The sequence below is a fragment of the Vibrio gigantis genome (assembly GCF_024347515.1).
GTDB classification, from domain to species: domain Bacteria; phylum Pseudomonadota; class Gammaproteobacteria; order Enterobacterales; family Vibrionaceae; genus Vibrio; species Vibrio gigantis.
Window position 1 is genome coordinate 1,660,303 of record NZ_AP025492.1, and the last position, 18,686, is coordinate 1,678,988.

The following is an 18,686-nucleotide window of genomic DNA, read 5'->3' on the forward strand; positions in this document are numbered from 1 at the left end:
GTAGAATACGCGGCTTAAAAATTATAAGTAAGTGAGCGACTTCAAAAATGAGCAGAAAAATTGAGTTATTAGCCCCAGGTGGCGATGTAGAAGCGATAAAAGCCGCCATCGTAGCGGGTGCTAATGCAGTTTATTGTGGTTTAGACACATTCAACGCTCGTAACAGAGCTTCTAACCTATCGTTAGACGAATTGAATGGTGTGATTCGCCTTGCTCATGAATACGGCTGTGAAGTGTTTCTGACTCTTAACGTTGTGCTACTGGAGCATGAGACTAAGAGCATCACTAAATTGCTGAACCAACTTGTGAATACCAAAGTAGATGGCATCATTGTTCAAGACCTTGGTTTATTCAACCTAGTTAAGAAGCATTTCCCGTCGCTAGACGTTCACGCGTCGACTCAGTTAACCACGCACAATGAAGGCCAGATTAAGTTCTTGTCTAAAATTGGCGCGACACGCGTTAACTTGTCTCGCGAGTTGAACTTACCTGAAATCAAGATGCTGACGGAAGTGGCACACGATCACGATGTGCTAACCGAAGTGTTCGTACACGGCGCTCTGTGTATTGCATTCTCTGGTCAATGTTACTCAAGCTCTGTAAGTGTGGGTAACTCAGGTAACCGTGGTCGTTGTAGCCAAGCGTGTCGTGATGAATACGAAATCACCAACGCGGGTAATAAGTTCCCACTGAACCTGAAAGATAACTCAGCTTACTACGACCTGCCTGAATTGGTTGACGCTAAAGTAGATTCACTAAAAGTAGAAGGCCGTATTAAAGGCGCACACTACGTATACACAGTGGTTGATACGTGGCGTAAACAGATCGATAGCTTTGTAGAAAGTGGTTTGTTGATCGAAGACGACTCGAACCTGCACAAAGTATTCAACCGTGATTTCACCAACTCTTTCCTAAAGGGCAACCTGACGAAAGACATGTTCATTGATAACCCACGCGATAACAGCATGAACTACGCTGTTGAAAAAGCGACGGAGCAGAACAATGAAATCTCTGTGGTACAGATTCAAGAAGTGACCAACGAACTTCATCAAGCAAAAGACGTTCTTGGTAACGAAATGCGCGAGAAGATCGAGTTCCTTGATATTCGCAAGACACCAGTAACATTGTCGTTCAACGCAAAAATGGGCCAACCATTTACAGTGACAGTGAACACGCCAAAAGAGAACTTTACCCTTCAATCTAAATCGCAATTGAAAGCGGTTGAAGAGAAGGCGATCACTCAAGAGCTGCTTGAGAAGCGATTCAAAAACGTGAAGAGTGCAGTTCACACGTTAGAAAGCCATGATTTCAGTGAACTGGACGCGGGTTTGTTGATTCCTCTAAAAGAGGTTTCAGATATTAAAGATGAGATCGACTTCATTCTGAACGGTTCTGTGGAAGTGATTAAGCACGTTGAAGTACCAGCACTGCCTCAACACCCTAAAGTGAACGAAAAGCCGACCATGTCGATGCTTATCGCTGATGTGGAAGACATAAACCTGTGTGACGTGACTGACGCGGATGTTTATTTCAAACTGCCTGAAAGCTTCAAGAAGCGCTGTAACAAGTACATCGACATCTTGGCTGCAAACCCACGTTTGATCCCATGGTTCCCCGCGGTATTGATCGGTAAAGATTACGATGAAGCGGTTCGTATTCTCGAAGAAATTAAGCCTGCTCGCATCGTCACAAACAACACGGGTATCGCGTACAAAGCTTACGAGATGGGTATTGAGTGGGTTGCAGGCCCATTCATGAACACCACGAACTCTCACGCACTGGTTACGCTGAAAGAAGAGCTAAACTGTGCGGGTGCGTTCATTTCAAACGAGATCAACAAAGGTCAGATTCGTCACATTCGCCGTCCAGAGAACTTCAAACTGTTCTACAGCATTTACCACCCAATCTTGATGATGACTAGCCGTCAGTGTTTCTTCCAAAGAACGGTAGGTTGTAACAAGCCAAGCATCGAAGCGGGTTGTATGTTGAAGTGTGAGAAAGCGACCACGATTACCAACGTGAAAGGCATCTCTTTTGCGGTTGATAAACAGAAGGGTGGCTACCCAAGCATTTACAACCACGAGCAATTCCTAAACCATGACGCTGTAACGGATTTCTCAGGCTTGTTCGACGAGTTCTTCATTGACCTAACCAACATCGGTGCAGGTTCGAAAGAAGTGAAAGACAAAGTTGAGCTTATCAAGCATTTCGAAGCGCTACTTAACGGTGTTGAAGGTTCACAACAGAACCTAGAACAGATGGTTGAGATTCGTACTAATGCTCAATACGTTCAAGGCCTATAGGGTTCAAGGTCTATAGCCCCCAAGGTCTACAGGGTTCAAGGTATATCGTTTCCAAGATCGAGAGTGTTTAAGTTTTATAAGACTTAAGCGCTTATAAGCACTCTGAACCAATAAACAAAAAGCCACTCAATCGAGTGGCTTTTTAATATCTGAGACTTTCTGAGTCAACAAACAGTCTATTCCGTTACTGCTTCTTGTTTGAAGCATGGGCTTTTTAGCGTGTTCATGCGTTCGATTTCACTGGTCAGGCGCAGTGACAGCAGAGCTTTCTGGTTAGATGCAAAGTCGAACATCACGATAGTCGCGGTACCCACAGTGGTTACCTTTTGCTGTGCTTTACTGACGATCGCGTATTCCATGGTGAAGCGGTCGTCTTGAATGTCAGTAACTCGTGAGCCCACCATCAAAGTGTCAGGGTAGGTGACAGGTCGAAAATATTTACAATAAGTGTCGCCAAGAACAGGGCCAACTTTGGTGATTGCCATCTCTTCCATTAGCTCTACGTGCTTGAAGAAATCTAGGCGAGCGGTTTCGAAATAGCGAAAATACACAGCGTTGTTGACGTGATTGAGTGCGTCCATTTCTCCCCAAGCGACTGGGATTTCTGTTACTACCGGGTAGTCAGATAATAGTGCTTCCATGCGAACTCTCTTATTGTTATTGATCCTATATTGGAATAAAAACCCTACCGCCAAATTAACAAAACTGCAACACGTGTAATTCAAGTTTTTGAAGCCTGAAATCACACAGTGTCAATCACTTAGTTACACATTCACGCAATGCCTAGGCATTAAGGTGTTTGAATTGCAGCTCAACTAAGCGTTGGTACAATTCGCAGCTATTAATGAGAGACTGGTGGTCGCCGATGTCTACCAACTGTCCTTTATCGAGCACTGCAATCTGGTCGGCGTGTTTAATTGTTGATAATCGATGGGCAATAATGATCGTTGTTCTGCCACGCATTAACTCTTCCAATGCTTGTTGTACGTGATGCTCACTTTCGCTGTCTAGCGCACTGGTTGCCTCATCCAATAACAGAATATTGGGGTCTTTCAAGATGGCACGTGCGATGGCAATGCGCTGTCGTTGTCCGCCCGAAAGCCTTACGCCACGTTCCCCAAGAAAGCTGTTATAGCCTTCAGGTAAGTTCTGAATGAACTCGTGCGCGTGCGCTTTCTTCGCCGCTTCGATAACTTGTTCGTCGGTCGCATCTGGATTGCCGTATCGAATGTTATGGAACACATCGTTACTGAACAGAGCAGGTTGTTGTGGGACTAATGCCATCTGCTTTCTTAATTCATTAGGATCAAACTGATTCAGCTCAACACCGCCTAAGGTCACTTTACCCGCTTGTGGGTCATAGAAACGTTGCAGTAGTTCGAACAGGGTAGTTTTACCTGCACCAGAAGGGCCAACCAGAGCCAACACTTTGCCCTCATGGGCAGTTAAAGTGAGGTTGCTCGTTGCGGGCTGGTCCGGTCTTGATGGGTAACAGAAAGTCACATCATTAAACGCGACTTCTGGCGTCACGTTACCCAGTGACGTTGGGTTTTCTACGGGCGCAACAATGTGGCTTTCAACTTGCAAAATCTCAATTAATCGCTCGGTTGCACCTGCCGCGCGTTGCAGTTCGCCCATCACTTCTGAAATAGTACCTAATGAAGAAGCAACCATGATTGCGTAGAACACAAACGCCGCTAAATCACCCGCCGACATCGTGCCATTGATGACATCACTGCCGCCTACCCAAAGCATGCCTGCAATCGCACTGAATACAATTACGATAACGCCAGAGATAAGAATCGCGCGCTGTTTTACACGCTGACGCCCAATCTCGTAGGCCTTTTCAACTTCAACCGCGAATGACGCTTTCTCTTGCTCTTCTCGGCTGTAGCTTTGAACCGTTTTAATATGCTCAATTGCTTCACCTGCATAGGAACCCACATCAGACATCGAATCTTGGCTTTGACGAGAGAGGGCCCTCACACGACGCCCGTACACAAGAATCGGAATTAAGATAAACGGCACCGAAGCCAATACGATCAGCGTTAGCTTAATGTTGGTCGCAAACAGCATGATGATTGCACCAAGACACATCAACGCGCTGCGCATCGCCATCGAGAACGATGAACCAATGATACTTTGCAATAGCGTCGTGTCTGTGGTGATGCGCGACATGATGTCACCACTGCCATTAGTTTCAAAGTAACTCGGGTGCAGTGTGACAACATGATTGAAAACCGATAAGCGAATGTCTGCACTCACACGCTCCCCAACAGAAGAAACCAAATAGAAGCGGAAGAAAGTACCAATCGAGATCAATACGACCACGACCATGATGAACTGAATTGCGCTGCCTAAATCTGAGAGTGATTGTTGGCTAAAACCTTGGTCGATCAGAAGACGAATACCGTGTCCGACTGAAAGGGTTAAGCTCGCTGTGAAGATCAACGCGATCAACGCAGCAATTACACGCCCTTTATAAGGCTGAATGAATTTACTGAGCTCGAACAGAATACTGAGGCTTTTCTTCTCAGGTTTGGGTTCTGGCGCTTGTTGAGTCGATCGTTGAGTCTGTCGCTGGTTTGAGTCGAGCGTAGAAGAGACATCGTTTTGCATATGACTGCCTTAATGTGTTGTCGCTTTAAAAATAGATGGCTTGTTGCTTGTAGTGCGTGTTGTTCAATGGGAAGCACTTGTTGAGAATAGAATCCATTAAAGCATTTATTACAGACGGACGCTCCTATGGAAGCTCAATTTCCCAAATCTCATTAAGGCAAAGTAACTCATACGAGATTAGATAAAAGGAAAATTAGTCATTCTGATCTTCGTAATTTGAAAGTGAATTGGATTATTTAACCCTTATTTTTATGCAAGTAAATCGACGGTAATAGGGAAGTATGTTCATAGTTATCTCTGTACGTGTTGATTTATAAATCAATGGTGAAACGTTTGCCTTTTATCTAGAAACGTGCTTTATCAATGACTTGTGCTTTATAGATATTAGACCAGTCATTGAGTCTGTTTTTTGTGCAATACTTGTTACAAAAATCCAACAAATTAATTTTTTATACATTTTTCTTGCATAAAAGTTCAGTTTAAATAGAATAACCAACAAATGACAATTAATGCAGTATTGTGGCATGAGTATTCAAGTAAAGAGCATCAACAAATCATACGGTGATACCCAAGTTCTTCACGACATCAGTTTCGACTGTGAGAGTGGTGAAACCTTGGTATTGCTTGGCCCAAGCGGCGCGGGCAAGAGTTCATTACTGCGTGTATTGAACCTGCTAGAAATCGCGGACAACGGCGAACTGGACATTGCGAATGAGCAATTCGATTTTTCAAGCCAAATCCAAGAGAAGCAGGGGCTTAAGCTTCGTCGTAAAGTCGGCATGGTGTTCCAGCAATACAACTTATGGCCACACATGACGGTGATGGAAAACTTGATTGAAGCACCAACCAAAGTTGCCGGTTTGGATAAGCAGGAAGCGATTAAGCAAGCTCAAGAAGTACTAAAGACACTTCAACTTGCCGATAAAGCAGACGCTTGGCCACTTCAACTGTCTGGCGGTCAACAACAGCGTGTTGCGATTGCACGAGCGCTGATGATGAAACCGGATGTGTTGTTGTTTGATGAACCAACAGCAGCGCTTGATCCTGAAATTACCAACCAAGTCGTGAGCATTATTAAAGAATTGAGCGGTACGGGCATTACCCAAGTGGTGGTGACGCACGAAGTCGATTTCGCGAAGAAGATTGCTAGCCACGTTCTGTACCTAGAGAAAGGGTACATCGTTGAACACGGCACCAGCGATTCATTCGTTAATCCGCAAACGCCTGAGTTTGCCGAGTATTTGACTCACTAGATTTAGCTAAACATAACATCGATCAAAACAATCAAATTATAAGAATGGCCACAAGCCGCAATTACATAGTATTCGGAGTAACAAAATGAAAAAGATTCTACTAGCTTCACTTATCGGCCTTGCTTCTTTTAACGCAGCAGCTAAAGAAGAAATCAAATTCGCAATGGAAGCGACTTATGCACCATTCGAATACATGGACGAGAACAACCAAATCCAAGGTTTTGACGTAGACCTAGCAAACGCACTTTGTGAAGAGATGAAGGCAACGTGTACTTTCCATAACCAAGCGTTCGATAGCTTGATTCCTGCTCTTAAATTCAAACGTTACGATGCCGCTATCTCAGCAATGGACATCACGGAAGCGCGTCTTCAACAAGTTAACTTCTCTGATGCTTACTACGATAACTCGGCAGCATTCATCTCTATTGAAGGCAAAGTGGCAGACCAAACAGCACTTGAAGGCAAGCGAATCGGTGTTCAAAACGGTTCTACTCACCAAAGCTACCTACTTGAGCAACTGCCAGGTGTGACAGCTGTTCCTTATTCAAGCTACCAAGATGCATTTATCGACATGAAAAACGGTCGTATCGATTCTGTATTTGGTGACACAGCAGTAGTAGCAGAATGGTTCAAGAAAGAAGACAACCTAACGTACGTTGGCGAGCAAGTAACAAACCAAGAATACTTCGGTAACGGTTTCGGCATCGCAGTAAACAAGAGCAACCCAGAGCTAGTTGCACAGCTGAATACAGCGCTTGCAGCAGTGAAAGCGAACGGCGAATACGACAAGATCTTCAACAAGTACTTCGGTAAGTAATTTATGGAATTAACGGGTTACTCTTTAGGGCTCGTCGAAGCAAGCTGGATGACTGTTCAGCTTGCGTTCGTAAGCCTATTGGTTGGATTGGTTCTAGCAGTTTTGTTTGCAAGTGGTGAGATGTCTCGTCGTATTGCAATCAAATGGCCAACGACTGCATTTGTGACGATTGTTCGTGGTTTACCAGAAATTCTGGTCGTGCTGTTTATCTACTTTGGTTCGACACAAGTTCTGTTCATGATCACTGGCGACTTCATTGAAGTGAGCCCGTTTTTATCTGGTGTTGTTGCACTGTCACTTATCTTTGCTTCTTATGCTTCGCAAACGTTGCGTGGTGCTTTGAAAGCAGTAAGCAAAGGGCAGAGAGAAGCAGCAAGCGCGCTTGGTATTTCTCAGTCACATGCATTCTTTCGTATCGTGTTACCTCAAGCGGTAAGACACGCGCTACCAGGTTTAACCAACCAGTGGTTAGTGTTATTGAAGGACACTGCATTAGTATCGCTGATTGGCGTAACGGATTTGCTGAAACAAGCACAACTAACATCAGCGGCAACGCACGAAGCATTCACTTGGTACGCGACAGCAGCAGCAATCTACTTGGTTATCACTTTAATCACACAAAGATTAGTAAAAGTGATTGATGGTAAGTTCTCTATTCAAGGTTTGGGTAACAAAGGGGCAATGGCATGAATCAACAATACCTCTCTCAAATGCTTGAAGGTTTAGCGACCAGTCTTCAACTCACCGGCGCTTCATTGCTGGTTGGTTGTATCTTGTCACTGCTGATGACGGTAACGCTAATCCTAAGAATACCTGCGATTCACTGGTTAACGCGCGGCATCATCACGCTGTTCACTGGCACACCATTGTTGGTTCAAATTTTCTTGGTGTATTACGGGCCGGGTCAGTTCGATTGGATCCGTGAAAGTTTCATGTGGACTTGGTTAAGCCAACCTTGGTTCTGTGCAATGTTAGCATTGGCTTTGAACACTGCAGCATACAGCACGCTACTGTTCAGAGGTGCATTCAACGCGATTCCAGCAGGGCAGTGGGAAGCATGTCGCGCACTAGGTATGGACAAAATCGCAACGCTTAGAGTGTTGCTTCCATACGCACTACGTCGCGCCGTTCCAGCTTACTCGAACGAAGTGATTCTTGTATTCAAAGGCACGTCACTGGCTAGCACTATTACCATCATGGATTTGATGGGCTACGCGCAGCGTATCAATGGCCAAACGTACGACACGCTTACAGTGTTTGGTATCGCTGGCGCATTCTACCTAGCGGTAAACGGCATTTTAACGCTGATCTTCCGCCAAGTAGAAAAGAAAGCCCTCGCATTCGAAGCGGCGTAAGCTAGCCACTCATAAGCTTAATTAACGTATAAAGCCTGCCTTTATGTTCGCATAGATGGCAGGCTTTTTTGTGTTTTCTGCATGTGCAGAGGTACTGTTTTTATATCCAGCAGTGCGAGCTTTTACGAAATTAATACTATATGGGAATATTCTGCCCTTTGTCATTCAATGAGCTTATTTATGTATTAAGTCACTGAAATACAGCGATTAATTGTGCTAGAGTTCAGTCCATATGAAACTAGACAGAAAAATCCCGTATTTAAATGCAGAATTATTCGGTTTAATAGCTGTTATGTGTTTCCTTTAGATTTGGATGTGACTCGCACAATGTCCCAGAATTGTAGTTCTTAGATTATTTGTCTATAAGCTTGACGTAACTGTCTTAAATTGAGGGGCGAGCATGACCGAATCACAAAAGAAATGGTTGAAGCGCTGGGAAGAAAAGCGAAGAAAAGGGTTTATCCACTACATTATGATTCAAACCTTAATGATTGGTGGCGGGCTATTTACTGGTAAGTTAATAGGTGTTGCACTCTTTACTAACCAAAATCAGTGGGGAGAGTTCTTTTCTAGCATTCCAATAACTTCAGCAATGATTTTGGCTGTTTGTATTCCGCTCAATAGCCTTGCGTGGTTTGTGAGTGATAAGCGATATCAAAGCCTAACTCATCAACAAAACAACACATAACAAGAGACTATGGCGTCAATAGTTAATTTTTGACGCTATCTTTATCCCACATTGCGCCGTCTCTTAGCATTGAATTGAGTGTCACAACCATCTTTCTCATGCAGGCAACTATCGCTACTTTTTTAGGCTTTCCTGCCGCAAGTAATCGTTCATAAGTAGCCTTAAATACAGGGTTGCATTGGATAGCCGACATCATTGCCATGTACATGACTGTTCTAACTTGAGGTCGACCTCCTTTTATCATCCGTTTGCCTTTGAAGCGTCCGCTCTCTCTTGTTATAGGTGCGACGCCAATGAGAGAAGAGGCTTGCTTGTTAGTGATAAAACCGAGTTCGGGTACATTGCTAATTAGGGAGGCGGCTAGGATCTTTCCTACGCCAGGCATGCTTTGAAGGATGGTGTTCTTAGCTTGATATTCAGGGCAGCTCTCAATCAGCTTTTCTATCTTTGCCTCTACTTTTTCAAGCTGATTTTTTAGAGCGGTTAGAATCAGAGTAATAGTCGATGAGATGTTCTTGGGTAATATTTGTAGCCGGTTTCTTTCCATGGTTTGCATGGTGAGTAGTTGGTTCCGCCTCGTGACTAAGTCACTCATAAGGCGTATGTTTTCGCTTTTTAGCTTGGTAAGTTCGGGCTGAACTCGTTCGGCATAATGTGCGATGAGCGCGGCATCTAAACGGTCGTTCTTAGCTCGTTGACCAATGGCTTCAGCAAACCTTTTAATACGTAGTGGATTGGCAACGACATAAGGCAATTTGGCTTTATCACAGGCGAGTATGAAGGGCATTTCTAATCGACCTGTAGCCTCGATGACGACGCGTTGAGGCTTGTGTTTCTTAGGCATCACTGATGCCTTTATCGGTGTTTGGTACAGTGAAGTAAATGTCGAGTGGACGGACATAGATGTCTAATTGTGACTTACCAGTATCAACGCCAACATTAATGTTTTGAAGTGTGTTTGTATTCATAATAAGCTAACTCTTGCTTGCAAATGCGGGCTCGAGACCCAGAAGACTATTCGAGTATGGTGCTTGGAGTTCTATCTGACGTTCGTACTTGTTACCGGTCTCTCAATCGAGGAGCCATCGTTTAATCGAACTACCAGATAGAAGAACTTTAGTTGCAGCTAAAGTCTGGGCCTCACCTTACCCTATTGGAGTGCTTATTATCCATACAAGGCGTTTGAGGCAGATTCCCAACGCTCGGCATTCTCAGTTTAAGTTGAGTAGTGTGTTTATGGTGCAACGGTTTAGGTACGGTGATCGCGTTGCTCACTATTTAACGCGGCTACATGGATTCCCCCCAGGTTGTCAAACATCCGCTAAACTTATGTTGATTGGTTTTGGACTGCCGCTCTACATTCGGCCTACTTATCGACGATTCGCATACGTCGTGGCCCTGATGACTTTGCGCGACTGCGGTGCCTTATTCGTTAGATGACATCTAGTGTGTCCGCCGCATTAACAGGCTCTCCGCAAGTGGTCTTAACCTATCTCCATCATTAGCGTCTGCAATGACCCGGTGGGTTTAACTCTTTATGCTGCTTAGGTTTTTACTTAAGCAGCATAGTTTTCGTATTCGGTTTGATTGTGTAAAAGCGACCATATAATTCGTGCGTTCTTCGCGGCAAGTGCCACTATTGCTCGGTTCATTCCTCTGCGCTCCAGGACGCCTCGACACCACTGACTTAACTTATCTTGCTTGTCGCCAAGGTTGGCAATCACGGTCCTTGCTCCGTGAACTAATAGTGTTCGTAAGTATTTGTCGCCGTGTTTAGTTATCCGGCCTAAGCGAGGTTTCCCTCCTGTCGAATATTGCTTTGGTACTAAGCCTAGCCAAGCAGAGAAATCGCGACTTTTATCAAATTGAGAACCATTACCTATCGAAGCGAGTATCGCAGTAGCGGTTTGCGGTCCAATGCCACGAACCTTCATCACTCGTTGAACATTAGCGCTGACCTTAGCAAAAGAATCGAAGACTTGTTCAGTATCTGCGATACGTTGATTCAATTCTCCAAGGTGTTGGTAAGCATCGGCAATTACTGTTCTTGCGAGGTGTGGCAGTTCATTTTCTGCATCTTCGAGCATTAAGGGAACCTGTTTCATCAATGAAGAGCGACCAACAGGAATGATTAATCCGAATTCAGAAAGCAGGGCACGCATGCGATTCATAAGCGCGGTGCGTTCACGAACCCAATGCTCTCTCATTCTATGTACCGATAGGATGGCTTGTTGCTCGGGGGATTTTACGGGTACAAAGCGAGTTGATGGACGCTGAACAGCTTCGCATATGGCAACAGCATCATTAAGGTCATTCTTTCCCTTAGTTCGATAAGGAACTACGTATTTAACGGCCATAATACGGGCGTCATGCCCCAGTTTATTGAGTGTTCTTGCCCAATAATGTGCACCACCACACGCTTCGACGCCTATACGCATGAGTGGCATATTTGCTATTGTAGTCAGTAGTTTAGAGCGGGTTACTGACTTATGAAGTATGACCTTACCATTTTGGTCTACGGCATGAAGACTGAAGTGGTTTTTAGCTAGGTCGATACCGCAGAAATAAGAATAATCAGACATGGTGCCTCCGATGCATTTAAGTACCACATAAGTGTGGCAGATCCTCGGTAGGGGGAATCCATGTCATTCGTTATGCACTTTGGAGGTCAAATGGATTTATCCTCAAATTTCAGGATGTTGGCGCTGTACAATCAGCGAATGAATAAGCAATTACTTAATGTTTGCAGTACGCTGACTTATGAGCAGCTGCATCAGAATACTAATTCGTTTTTCCCGACAATTATGGCTCACTGGAATCATATCTTGTTCGGTGACTTAATTATGCTTCAGCGTCTTGTAGCAAATGAGTTGGTATCCGTTGAACCTACAGTTCTGGATCGGTTGCCCGTTTCTAAATTAGTTTCTGATACTTTTGCTTCGAATCTGGATGAACTCTATGAATTACGGGAACTTGTAGACTCAATCTACATTGAAATCACTAATCAGTTTAGTGCCGGTAGTTGTAACCAAGTAGTCAGATATACGACAACCAAAGGGCAGGTAATTGACCGAACTGTTGGTGAGTTTTTCCAACATATTTTTAATCACCAAACGCACCATAGAGGTCAGCTAAGCTGTTTGTTAAGTCAGCTTGGATTAGGCTATGGCTGTACAGATCTGCCTATGATTGTGCCTGAGGGAGCTCGTACATAACAAATAATTCAATAGTGGTCGGCATCACAACATTGTATCTATGCGTAGAGTTCAGCAGTTACGGTGTAATGGATAGACATTGTGTTACTCACTATTTTAGCGGCTCAAGGAGGAAAAATGGTTCAAGGATACAGAATCAGCACGGATAAAAATCACCTCGACTTTGATGTGATCTACGGATTTATCTCAGAAAGCTACTGGGCGTCAGGAATACCAAAGCATACCCTAGAAAAAGCTATTTCAAATTCCTTTTGTTTTGGTGTCTATGATAGCTATGATTCTCAAGTAGGTTTTGCTCGCTTGATAACAGACAAAGCCACGTTTGCTTACCTTGCTGATGTATTCATAGTAGAGAATCACCAAGGAAAGGGGCTGAGTAAGTGGCTTGTTGAAAGCATCGTGTCTCACGCTGATCTCCAAGGTTTAAGGCGTGTGGTATTAGCAACAAGAGATGCTCATGGCTTGTACGCACAATACGGTTTCCAACCGATTGAAAACCCAGAGATATTAATGCAAATATGGCATCCAGATGTTTACCGTGAATCATAGGTATGACTAAAATCTACGTCGTATGTGGCTTTATTGGGTCGGGGAAAACGACTTACTCCAAAGCGTTTGCATAAATGCATAGGGCTTTTCGTTTCTCTATTGATGAGTGGATGATTCCTTTGTATGGCGAACATATGGAGCGTTAAGTGATGATCGCCGCTTGGCTACACTGCAAGGGTTATTCAAGGACTCTGCAATGCAGCTCTGTTCGTTGGGTGTTCCTTGGTTTTTGACTTTGGCTTTTGGCGTAAGAATGTAGAAGTGTCAGACATTACAGAGACATGGTTCTATTAAAGCATGTCGTATCAAGGTATTGGATCCGAATGTTGAGCGATGGCCGGTTGTAGGGATACGGACGGCTTAAAGCTGGCCTTGAAAACTGCTAACGAACAGATAACGCAAAAGTGATTTACAAGGCTTGGCATTTTTCGTTTAAAGTTGGACTACTGTTTAAGGCGGTATGCTTTAAGTTAGCTGCACTTTAATATCTCAACAAGTGAATCGGAGGTTGAGTGGACAAAGCAATCAAAACACATTTCGACGGGTATCCTGATGATGTTCGAGATCGACTTGAAGAGTTGCGCTCGTTGATCTTTGAGCTTTCCTCAGATTTGGATTTAGGTGAGATCGAAGAGTCTCTGAAATGGGGCGAGCCGAGTTACAGCGTTAAGACGGGCAGCCCAATTCGAATCGACTGGAAATTGAAATCTCCAAACAACTATTATTTATTCTTTAACTGTCAAACGAAGTTAATAGACACATTCAGAGAATTGCACGATGGTACATTGGCATTTCAAGGTAACAGGGCAATCGTCTTGAACCTAACTGAACCACTTCCAAAGGCACCAATCAAGCAGTGCTTGGAGCTAGCTTTAACTTATCAACAACGAAAACATCTACCGCTTCTTGGTGCGTAATTTTTACGTGCTGTCAGCGACTAAACTGAATATGGCTAGAATTTGAAAGGTATGCCTGCCAACGATTTACAAGGCTTGGCACTTTTCGTTTAATGTTAGGTTAGCGTTTAACGCCTTATGGTTAAGGTTAGTGTCGTTGCACGGACCGTAAAGTGGTATGTGGGCAGGGAAAGTTATGAATCAACAAGAAGCCTTTATAGGGTTTGCGGTTTATGGGGTTATCAGTAGTTTAATCGGATTTTTTACGTTTTTTATTATCAAAGATGCAAAGTACAAACAAACATTGTGGACTTTGCAGTCGGTTATTTTTGGTATCTTTTTGATTGGCTTTATCTATTGGTCTGGTGGTAATGGGCGAGAATTGTTGCTCTGGATTCCGCTTGTTACTTTAATGTCTATTTACAATATCCATTCTCTGAAATTTTGTAGTTCTTGTGGAAAAATTAACGTAAGAAAAAGCGGATTATCATCCATTAAATCATGTCGTGAATGTAGTAATGCTTTATAGTAAAGCTAAGAAATATCAGACGTTTGTTCATTTTAGTTTCAGCCTTAAAAGGAAGTTGTATGAATTTAGATAAAGCTAAAAAGCGCATCGCAAAGCAGGTTAAAAAAGGCGACAACGGATATCCGAAAATTACGCTAGCGTATTACGGAGCGACCAAAGACCTCGCTACAGAAGTCTCGGTTCAATTTATGTTGGGTGAAGGCGATGGTATTCAAGAAGAGCGTTTTTCTTGTGAAACCGAAATTAGAGATAATGAGTTAGTTCAAACGACGTTACTCAAGATAATCGAGCGAGCAAATGTTAACTCAGTGATTGAAGTTGAAGGCGTGGCTGTTCTTTAGTTTACTTTGGCCTAGAAACAAAATGAACGCGAAAAGTTATCTGTATAATCCACATTTTGATCGAAGTAGGCAGGACACATGGCGATCTCGTTTGAAACTCAAAGACTAAAAGTAGAAGAAGTTGCCGGTGAACTTAGCGTTTCAGAACGCTTGACTCTGCTTCAGCGAGTACCTGAAATTTTAACCCCGTCAGTAGTTGAAAACCTTCCACCTTACTTTCACGACATTGTGTCAGATGAGCTGGCTGAAATTTGGCTAAACCGAATGTTGTCGGAGAGCCGCTTACTTCAAATTAAAGCCAACGATAATGAACTGATTGGTTTCTTGTTCGTTTACGTGGAAGACGAAACTGATGCTCATATTGGCTATTTGCTTGCAGAGGCTTTCTGGGGCAAGGGCTTAGCGAGTGAACTACTACAGCACTTCATCACAGAAGTCGCTAAAGCGGAGTCATGGTCAACGCTGATTGGCGGTGTCGATCGCTCAAATATTGCCTCTGCGAACTTACTTAAAAAGTTAGGTTTTGTTGAGCAAAGCTCTGACGAAAGTGCCGTGGTTTTCTATGAATATAGGCTTTCTAGTCCTAATTATTAATTCTTCATTCCTAACCCTAACCCAACCCATACCTGCGTTTGACATGTATTCCCAATGCTGAATATCACCAGTTTGATTAAATGTTAGTATTTATGGCCCAATATTTGGGCAAAATAGTCGCGCAGTCCACTACTTAGTACAGCGTTATTCGTGAGAACAAGAAGGTCATATGGAAAATATTAGAAAAGCTCAAGCGTCTGATTTGGTGTCAATCCAAGAGCTAGCGAGAGAGACAATCAATGCTTGTTACCGTTCGTTTTTGGGTGATGAAGGCGTTGATTGGTTCATCAACAGTGGTGAGTCTGATAAAGAAGTTGAGAAACAACTCTCAAATTGTGTCGTGCTCGAATCAAATAATCAGATTCAAGGTTATTGTGCGTTTGAAAATGACTTCGTACACATCCTAATGGTTTCCCCGAGCATTCAACGTTCAGGGTTTGGTGCGACTCTTCTTAAGTATGTTGAGAATGAGATGGGCACATTGGGTCACGAACATTATCGTCTTGAAACATTTAAAGGTAATGAACAAGCGATTCAGTTTTATCTGAAAAATGGTTGGTCGATAGATAGGGAAGAAACCGACGAAGCGTTTGGATTTGTTAGGGTTTATTTGAGTAAAAATGCCTAACAAAACGTCACCTATTACTCATAATTTATCAAGGAAGAAACGTTATGAAATTAGCTCAGTTAAATATCGCTCTGGCAAGGTATCCGTTAGATGCGCCAGAAATCAAAGAATTTGTCGATAATTTAGAGTTGGTTAATGGGATTGCAGAAAACAGTGCAGGGTTTGTTTGGCGTCTGAAAGATGAACCTGGTGACGCCACCAACATCCAAGCTTTCGATGATCCTAATATGATTGTGAACATGTCGGTGTGGGACTCTGTGGATTCGTTAAAGAACTTCATATTCCGCACCCATCACCGTGATTTCATGCGCCGAAAGGGGGAGTGGTTTCATCGTTTACCAGAAGATACCTATGTTCTTTGGTGGATTGAAGAAGGCCATACTCCCACACTCGAAGAAGCGATAGAGCGACTTGAACACCTCAGAGAAACCGGTGATACGCCTTATGCGTTCACGTTTAAAACCAATTTTACAGCGTCAGAAGCGCCAAAATAGCGTTTGTTCAACCAACGTTATGTTCTATTGAAACTAAAATAGGGGCATTTGTGATGAGTGAGAGCTGTTGATATTGGATGCTTCATCGACCACTTGATGGTATTCAACCCAAACCTTGTTGCTCCTAGGGAACTCTCGTTTCAAAACCTTCTTAACGTGTTTTCGAGTGCTTGCTACATCGCCGGTAAATGTATGATTGTGATAACCCGTTTCGACGATCTGAAACTGTGCATGATCAAGGCAATAAAGCACAAAGCCTCGGTCTTTTTTGTACGTTTTAAAGTTTACGGCTTCTTTAGGTTGTAAGCTCTTAAGTTGCTTTTCGACTAACGTTAGTACTTGGGATATATGAATCATGTGTCGCTCACTCTTGTAGTGAATGAGGTAAGGTTATCAAACAGATAAGCTCTGGAAATATCAAAAAATACTGAACATGCGTTTAGTTAAGGCGTAGAGATTCGCGAAAGGAGGGCATTTAGTCGTAACTCAGAACATGTGATCTGTTCTAGGCTAAGCTGAGGCTGTGAAATAATCTCGAAAAACAAACAAAATGGCGCTGAGTCCAAACAATATTACGATGTAACCAGCAATAATGACTTTTTCATGTGATACGGCGTAATGTGAATAGTTGTCGACACGGACTATTTTGTTGTCATCGACTGCTTGTACGAAGTGGGCTGAGTAGTTTTTTGGTAAAGGTTCTATAGAGATCTTACCTATAGTAAAAATCACAATCAGTAAACGCCCAACTCGATAAGCTAATTGACTGCCTCCAATTAACAGTATGTGTGCAAGTGCTTCTGCCATTACCAATTTCCCTCATTATTATGAATATCCATAATATCTCGACCCGAAAATTAATTTGTTGATTAGGTTCAAGTAACCATATGACAAAGTTTTCAAGGTGATTTCTAACACTTGGCTAAAAAGTGGCACTGAGTACAGAAGAATCTAGAATCTGGCTATCGTGTGAAAATTAAAGTAAATGGTTTGGTTGTTATTGTTTGCTTTGTCTAAGCTTTACTTTAAAGGTTCGGTGTTATTTCATCCAAGTCGATTTCGGTGATGTAAGGCAAATAATTCAAGTCGACAGCCGACGCATGAAATTTGTAACGCTAAAGCTCTGGATATTTGGTTCAGATTTGCGTTGTTAAATTGCTTAACTGTGCGTTAGCCACTTTAACTGATCACAGAGGATCTAATTATGAAATCAATTGTATTTGAAGCGCAAAGACCTCTTAAAGAAAGCTATGTCGAAAAACCAAGCTTGGCTATGGTCACGGACCACGCTAAAACTTCAGGGGAATATGCCTCTGAACCATTCCATTCAATCGTTGAACCTATGGACGGTTGCGGTGTTTCAGTGCCCGTAGGTGTTCATGCTGCAGTTGGAGGTAAGCATGACGCTCCTACGCCCGGAGATATACTATGTGCTGCATTAGCAGCTTGCCAAGATTCCTCTATTCGTATGGTTGCCAACTTGATGGGGATTGAACTGGTCGAATTAGAGGTCAACGTGACAGCTACTGCAGATGTTCGAGGGGCCCTGATGATGAATAGATTGGTCCCGGTAGGCTTTCAAAATATGACCTGTGAAGTGAAAATGAAGGTAAAAGAAGGGACGGATTCAAAACAGTTAGAACGCCTCCAAACCGCGGCTAAGGCATGTTGCGTTGTTCAGCAAACACTCAAATCGCCCCCTCCAGTTAAAACGACATTTATTCTCTAAAGCCGGAGAGTTTTGTGAATAAAGAAGTACGATAAGCAGTGTGAGATGTAATAAGGCACCACTGCGTAAAACGATGCCTTACAACGGACTATTTTCTGGCTCCTACGGGTATCATGATGTGTACGTATGGAGTTCCTTTCCACATAACATATGGGCCTCCAAGGCTTGGATCCGTAGGTAATGAATCCAATAGTGTAACATCAGGGGTAATGATCATTAGGTGCGGGCCTTCTACGACCCAGTCATTATCATCGGTTGGCCCCTTAGCGTACGGGTCTATATTACTAGCCCCCTCATCACCAGCGAGCATGTAAGATATCCCGATGGCTTTCGCTTGGAATGGTTCTTTGTTCATCCAGGCTTTCGCCCAATCCATCCATGGGCCATCCATACACATAGGTGCTTTTCCCGTGAGTTGGGGTGGGGTTGGGAAGCATGTGTAGTTACTCGTTCCTTCTTGCAGGACATTTTGATCCCAGTCTAAAACAGTAACAGTGTCACGTAATGTAGGAGGCGCGGCACTAAGCGCATCTTCTAATAGAGATTGCGATTTTTCGGCAGTATATCCGCTAAAACTATAAGTGATAGTGAGTGCAAATACTGTCATAAGTCTAGTGTTCAGTTTCATAGAAATGATCCTCTAGCTATGAGCAAATGTTTAAAACATCTCATCAAG

The 18,686-nt window shown here is 43.3% G+C and carries 21 protein-coding genes and 2 pseudogenes; 16 read left to right on the forward strand and 7 right to left on the reverse strand.

The window, feature by feature from the left end; translation table 11 throughout:
• The first annotated feature begins 47 nt into the window (after positions 1–47).
• Entirely contained in the window at positions 48–2,303 is a 2,256-nt protein-coding gene (locus tag OCV56_RS07595) for a peptidase U32 family protein (RefSeq protein WP_086715666.1), read from the forward strand.
• Positions 2,304–2,479: 176 nt separating this feature from the next.
• On the opposite strand, the gene OCV56_RS07600 is transcribed toward OCV56_RS07595, so the two are convergent.
• Together OCV56_RS07600 and OCV56_RS07605 are read right to left on the reverse strand one after the other, a co-directional pair.
• Positions 2,480–2,944, reverse strand: a complete 465-nt coding sequence (locus tag OCV56_RS07600) for an acyl-CoA thioesterase (RefSeq protein ID WP_086715668.1) — start codon at positions 2,942–2,944, stop codon at positions 2,480–2,482.
• A gap of 142 nt (positions 2,945–3,086) precedes the next feature.
• Positions 3,087–4,922 carry an ABC transporter ATP-binding protein/permease gene (locus tag OCV56_RS07605; protein ID WP_086715671.1) on the reverse strand — a complete coding sequence of 612 codons (1,836 nt, stop codon included), beginning with the start codon at positions 4,920–4,922 and terminating at the stop codon, positions 3,087–3,089.
• Positions 4,923–5,446: 524 nt separating this feature from the next.
• Here OCV56_RS07605 and artP point away from each other — a divergent pair.
• From artP to OCV56_RS07630, 5 genes are all read left to right on the forward strand, one after another.
• Positions 5,447–6,175, forward strand: coding sequence for an arginine ABC transporter ATP-binding protein ArtP (gene artP, locus OCV56_RS07610; RefSeq protein WP_032545343.1), 729 nt, complete (start codon positions 5,447–5,449; stop codon positions 6,173–6,175).
• Positions 6,176–6,260: 85 nt separating this feature from the next.
• On the forward strand, positions 6,261–6,992 hold the full coding sequence (locus tag OCV56_RS07615; protein WP_086715673.1) for an arginine ABC transporter substrate-binding protein: 732 nt from the start codon (positions 6,261–6,263) through the stop codon (positions 6,990–6,992).
• A 3-nt stretch (positions 6,993–6,995) separates the two neighbouring features.
• Positions 6,996–7,682: an arginine ABC transporter permease ArtQ gene (gene artQ, locus OCV56_RS07620; RefSeq protein WP_050645160.1), complete on the forward strand. Its 687-nt coding sequence runs from the start codon at positions 6,996–6,998 to the stop codon at positions 7,680–7,682.
• Positions 7,679–8,347: an arginine ABC transporter permease ArtM gene (artM, locus tag OCV56_RS07625; protein ID WP_086715674.1), complete on the forward strand. Its 669-nt coding sequence runs from the start codon at positions 7,679–7,681 to the stop codon at positions 8,345–8,347. The genes artQ and artM overlap by 4 nt, the downstream gene beginning before the upstream one ends.
• A gap of 400 nt (positions 8,348–8,747) precedes the next feature.
• Positions 8,748–9,035 (forward strand): hypothetical protein, encoded by a 288-nt coding sequence (locus tag OCV56_RS07630; protein WP_086715676.1) that lies wholly within the window; start codon positions 8,748–8,750, stop codon positions 9,033–9,035.
• A gap of 22 nt (positions 9,036–9,057) precedes the next feature.
• On the opposite strand, the pseudogene OCV56_RS07635 reads toward OCV56_RS07630, so the two are convergent.
• Both OCV56_RS07635 and OCV56_RS07640 read right to left on the reverse strand, forming a co-directional pair.
• A pseudogene (locus OCV56_RS07635) lies at positions 9,058–10,003 on the reverse strand (IS110 family RNA-guided transposase).
• Positions 10,004–10,591: 588 nt separating this feature from the next.
• Positions 10,592–11,617, reverse strand: a complete 1,026-nt coding sequence (locus OCV56_RS07640) for an IS110-like element ISVisp6 family transposase (RefSeq protein ID WP_261901423.1) — start codon at positions 11,615–11,617, stop codon at positions 10,592–10,594.
• A 90-nt stretch (positions 11,618–11,707) separates the two neighbouring features.
• Here OCV56_RS07640 and OCV56_RS07645 point away from each other — a divergent pair, with 90 nt between their 5' ends.
• The 9 genes and pseudogenes from OCV56_RS07645 to OCV56_RS07685 all read left to right on the forward strand — a co-directional run bounded on the left by OCV56_RS07645 (position 11,708) and on the right by OCV56_RS07685 (position 16,281).
• Complete coding sequence (locus OCV56_RS07645; protein ID WP_086711523.1) at positions 11,708–12,250, forward strand: DinB family protein; 543 nt, start codon at positions 11,708–11,710, stop codon at positions 12,248–12,250.
• A 117-nt stretch (positions 12,251–12,367) separates the two neighbouring features.
• Entirely contained in the window at positions 12,368–12,799 is a 432-nt protein-coding gene (locus OCV56_RS07650; protein WP_086711288.1) for a GNAT family N-acetyltransferase, read from the forward strand.
• A 2-nt stretch (positions 12,800–12,801) separates the two neighbouring features.
• Positions 12,802–13,054 (forward strand): annotated as a pseudogene (locus OCV56_RS26140) (AAA family ATPase); the annotation flags it as partial.
• 257 nt (positions 13,055–13,311) lie between these two features.
• The gene (locus tag OCV56_RS07660; RefSeq protein WP_086711290.1) at positions 13,312–13,716 is read left to right on the forward strand and encodes a DUF1801 domain-containing protein; all 405 of its coding nucleotides are present in this window, start codon (positions 13,312–13,314) and stop codon (positions 13,714–13,716) included.
• Between the two features lie 175 nt (positions 13,717–13,891).
• Entirely contained in the window at positions 13,892–14,224 is a 333-nt protein-coding gene (locus tag OCV56_RS07665; protein ID WP_086711525.1) for a hypothetical protein, read from the forward strand.
• Between the two features lie 59 nt (positions 14,225–14,283).
• Positions 14,284–14,565: a hypothetical protein gene (locus OCV56_RS07670; protein ID WP_086711292.1), complete on the forward strand. Its 282-nt coding sequence runs from the start codon at positions 14,284–14,286 to the stop codon at positions 14,563–14,565.
• A gap of 78 nt (positions 14,566–14,643) precedes the next feature.
• The gene (locus OCV56_RS07675) at positions 14,644–15,159 is read left to right on the forward strand and encodes a GNAT family N-acetyltransferase (RefSeq protein ID WP_086711294.1); all 516 of its coding nucleotides are present in this window, start codon (positions 14,644–14,646) and stop codon (positions 15,157–15,159) included.
• A gap of 169 nt (positions 15,160–15,328) precedes the next feature.
• On the forward strand, positions 15,329–15,787 hold the full coding sequence (locus tag OCV56_RS07680; RefSeq protein ID WP_086711295.1) for a GNAT family N-acetyltransferase: 459 nt from the start codon (positions 15,329–15,331) through the stop codon (positions 15,785–15,787).
• Positions 15,788–15,831: 44 nt separating this feature from the next.
• Complete coding sequence (locus OCV56_RS07685) at positions 15,832–16,281, forward strand: DUF3291 domain-containing protein (protein WP_086711297.1); 450 nt, start codon at positions 15,832–15,834, stop codon at positions 16,279–16,281.
• A gap of 33 nt (positions 16,282–16,314) precedes the next feature.
• On the opposite strand, the gene OCV56_RS07690 is transcribed toward OCV56_RS07685, so the two are convergent.
• On the reverse strand, positions 16,315–16,638 hold the full coding sequence (locus OCV56_RS07690) for a hypothetical protein (RefSeq protein WP_086711299.1): 324 nt from the start codon (positions 16,636–16,638) through the stop codon (positions 16,315–16,317).
• A gap of 153 nt (positions 16,639–16,791) precedes the next feature.
• Positions 16,792–17,088 carry a hypothetical protein gene (locus tag OCV56_RS07695; RefSeq protein WP_086711300.1) on the reverse strand — a complete coding sequence of 99 codons (297 nt, stop codon included), beginning with the start codon at positions 17,086–17,088 and terminating at the stop codon, positions 16,792–16,794.
• Between the two features lie 397 nt (positions 17,089–17,485).
• Between OCV56_RS07695 and OCV56_RS07700 the strand changes: the two genes are divergently transcribed.
• A complete protein-coding gene (locus OCV56_RS07700; RefSeq protein ID WP_086711302.1) occupies positions 17,486–18,010 on the forward strand; it encodes an OsmC family protein in 525 nt (174 codons plus the stop codon).
• A gap of 88 nt (positions 18,011–18,098) precedes the next feature.
• Here OCV56_RS07700 and OCV56_RS07705 read toward each other — a convergent pair whose 3' ends face one another.
• A complete protein-coding gene (locus OCV56_RS07705; protein ID WP_261901424.1) occupies positions 18,099–18,407 on the reverse strand; it encodes a hypothetical protein in 309 nt (102 codons plus the stop codon).
• Positions 18,408–18,686 lie beyond the last annotated feature (279 nt).

Excerpts from the sequence above, each read along its gene's own strand:
- OCV56_RS07595 (WP_086715666.1), top strand. The coding sequence starts at position 48 with ATGAGCAGAAAAATTGAGTTATTAGCCCCAGGTGGCGATGTAGAAGCG.
- OCV56_RS07600 (WP_086715668.1), bottom strand. The coding sequence starts at position 2,944 with ATGGAAGCACTATTATCTGACTACCCGGTAGTAACAGAAATCCCAGTC.
- OCV56_RS07605 (WP_086715671.1), bottom strand. The coding sequence starts at position 4,922 with ATGCAAAACGATGTCTCTTCTACGCTCGACTCAAACCAGCGACAGACT.
- artP (WP_032545343.1), top strand. The coding sequence starts at position 5,447 with ATGAGTATTCAAGTAAAGAGCATCAACAAATCATACGGTGATACCCAA.
- OCV56_RS07615 (WP_086715673.1), top strand. The coding sequence starts at position 6,261 with ATGAAAAAGATTCTACTAGCTTCACTTATCGGCCTTGCTTCTTTTAAC.
- artQ (WP_050645160.1), top strand. The coding sequence starts at position 6,996 with ATGGAATTAACGGGTTACTCTTTAGGGCTCGTCGAAGCAAGCTGGATG.
- artM (WP_086715674.1), top strand. The coding sequence starts at position 7,679 with ATGAATCAACAATACCTCTCTCAAATGCTTGAAGGTTTAGCGACCAGT.
- OCV56_RS07630 (WP_086715676.1), top strand. The coding sequence starts at position 8,748 with ATGACCGAATCACAAAAGAAATGGTTGAAGCGCTGGGAAGAAAAGCGA.
- OCV56_RS07640 (WP_261901423.1), bottom strand. The coding sequence starts at position 11,617 with ATGTCTGATTATTCTTATTTCTGCGGTATCGACCTAGCTAAAAACCAC.
- OCV56_RS07645 (WP_086711523.1), top strand. The coding sequence starts at position 11,708 with ATGGATTTATCCTCAAATTTCAGGATGTTGGCGCTGTACAATCAGCGA.
- OCV56_RS07650 (WP_086711288.1), top strand. The coding sequence starts at position 12,368 with ATGGTTCAAGGATACAGAATCAGCACGGATAAAAATCACCTCGACTTT.
- OCV56_RS07665 (WP_086711525.1), top strand. The coding sequence starts at position 13,892 with ATGAATCAACAAGAAGCCTTTATAGGGTTTGCGGTTTATGGGGTTATC.
- OCV56_RS07670 (WP_086711292.1), top strand. The coding sequence starts at position 14,284 with ATGAATTTAGATAAAGCTAAAAAGCGCATCGCAAAGCAGGTTAAAAAA.
- OCV56_RS07675 (WP_086711294.1), top strand. The coding sequence starts at position 14,644 with ATGGCGATCTCGTTTGAAACTCAAAGACTAAAAGTAGAAGAAGTTGCC.
- OCV56_RS07680 (WP_086711295.1), top strand. The coding sequence starts at position 15,329 with ATGGAAAATATTAGAAAAGCTCAAGCGTCTGATTTGGTGTCAATCCAA.
- OCV56_RS07685 (WP_086711297.1), top strand. The coding sequence starts at position 15,832 with ATGAAATTAGCTCAGTTAAATATCGCTCTGGCAAGGTATCCGTTAGAT.
- OCV56_RS07690 (WP_086711299.1), bottom strand. The coding sequence starts at position 16,638 with ATGATTCATATATCCCAAGTACTAACGTTAGTCGAAAAGCAACTTAAG.
- OCV56_RS07695 (WP_086711300.1), bottom strand. The coding sequence starts at position 17,088 with ATGGCAGAAGCACTTGCACACATACTGTTAATTGGAGGCAGTCAATTA.
- OCV56_RS07700 (WP_086711302.1), top strand. The coding sequence starts at position 17,486 with ATGAAATCAATTGTATTTGAAGCGCAAAGACCTCTTAAAGAAAGCTAT.
- OCV56_RS07705 (WP_261901424.1), bottom strand. The coding sequence starts at position 18,407 with ATGTGTATGGATGGCCCATGGATGGATTGGGCGAAAGCCTGGATGAAC.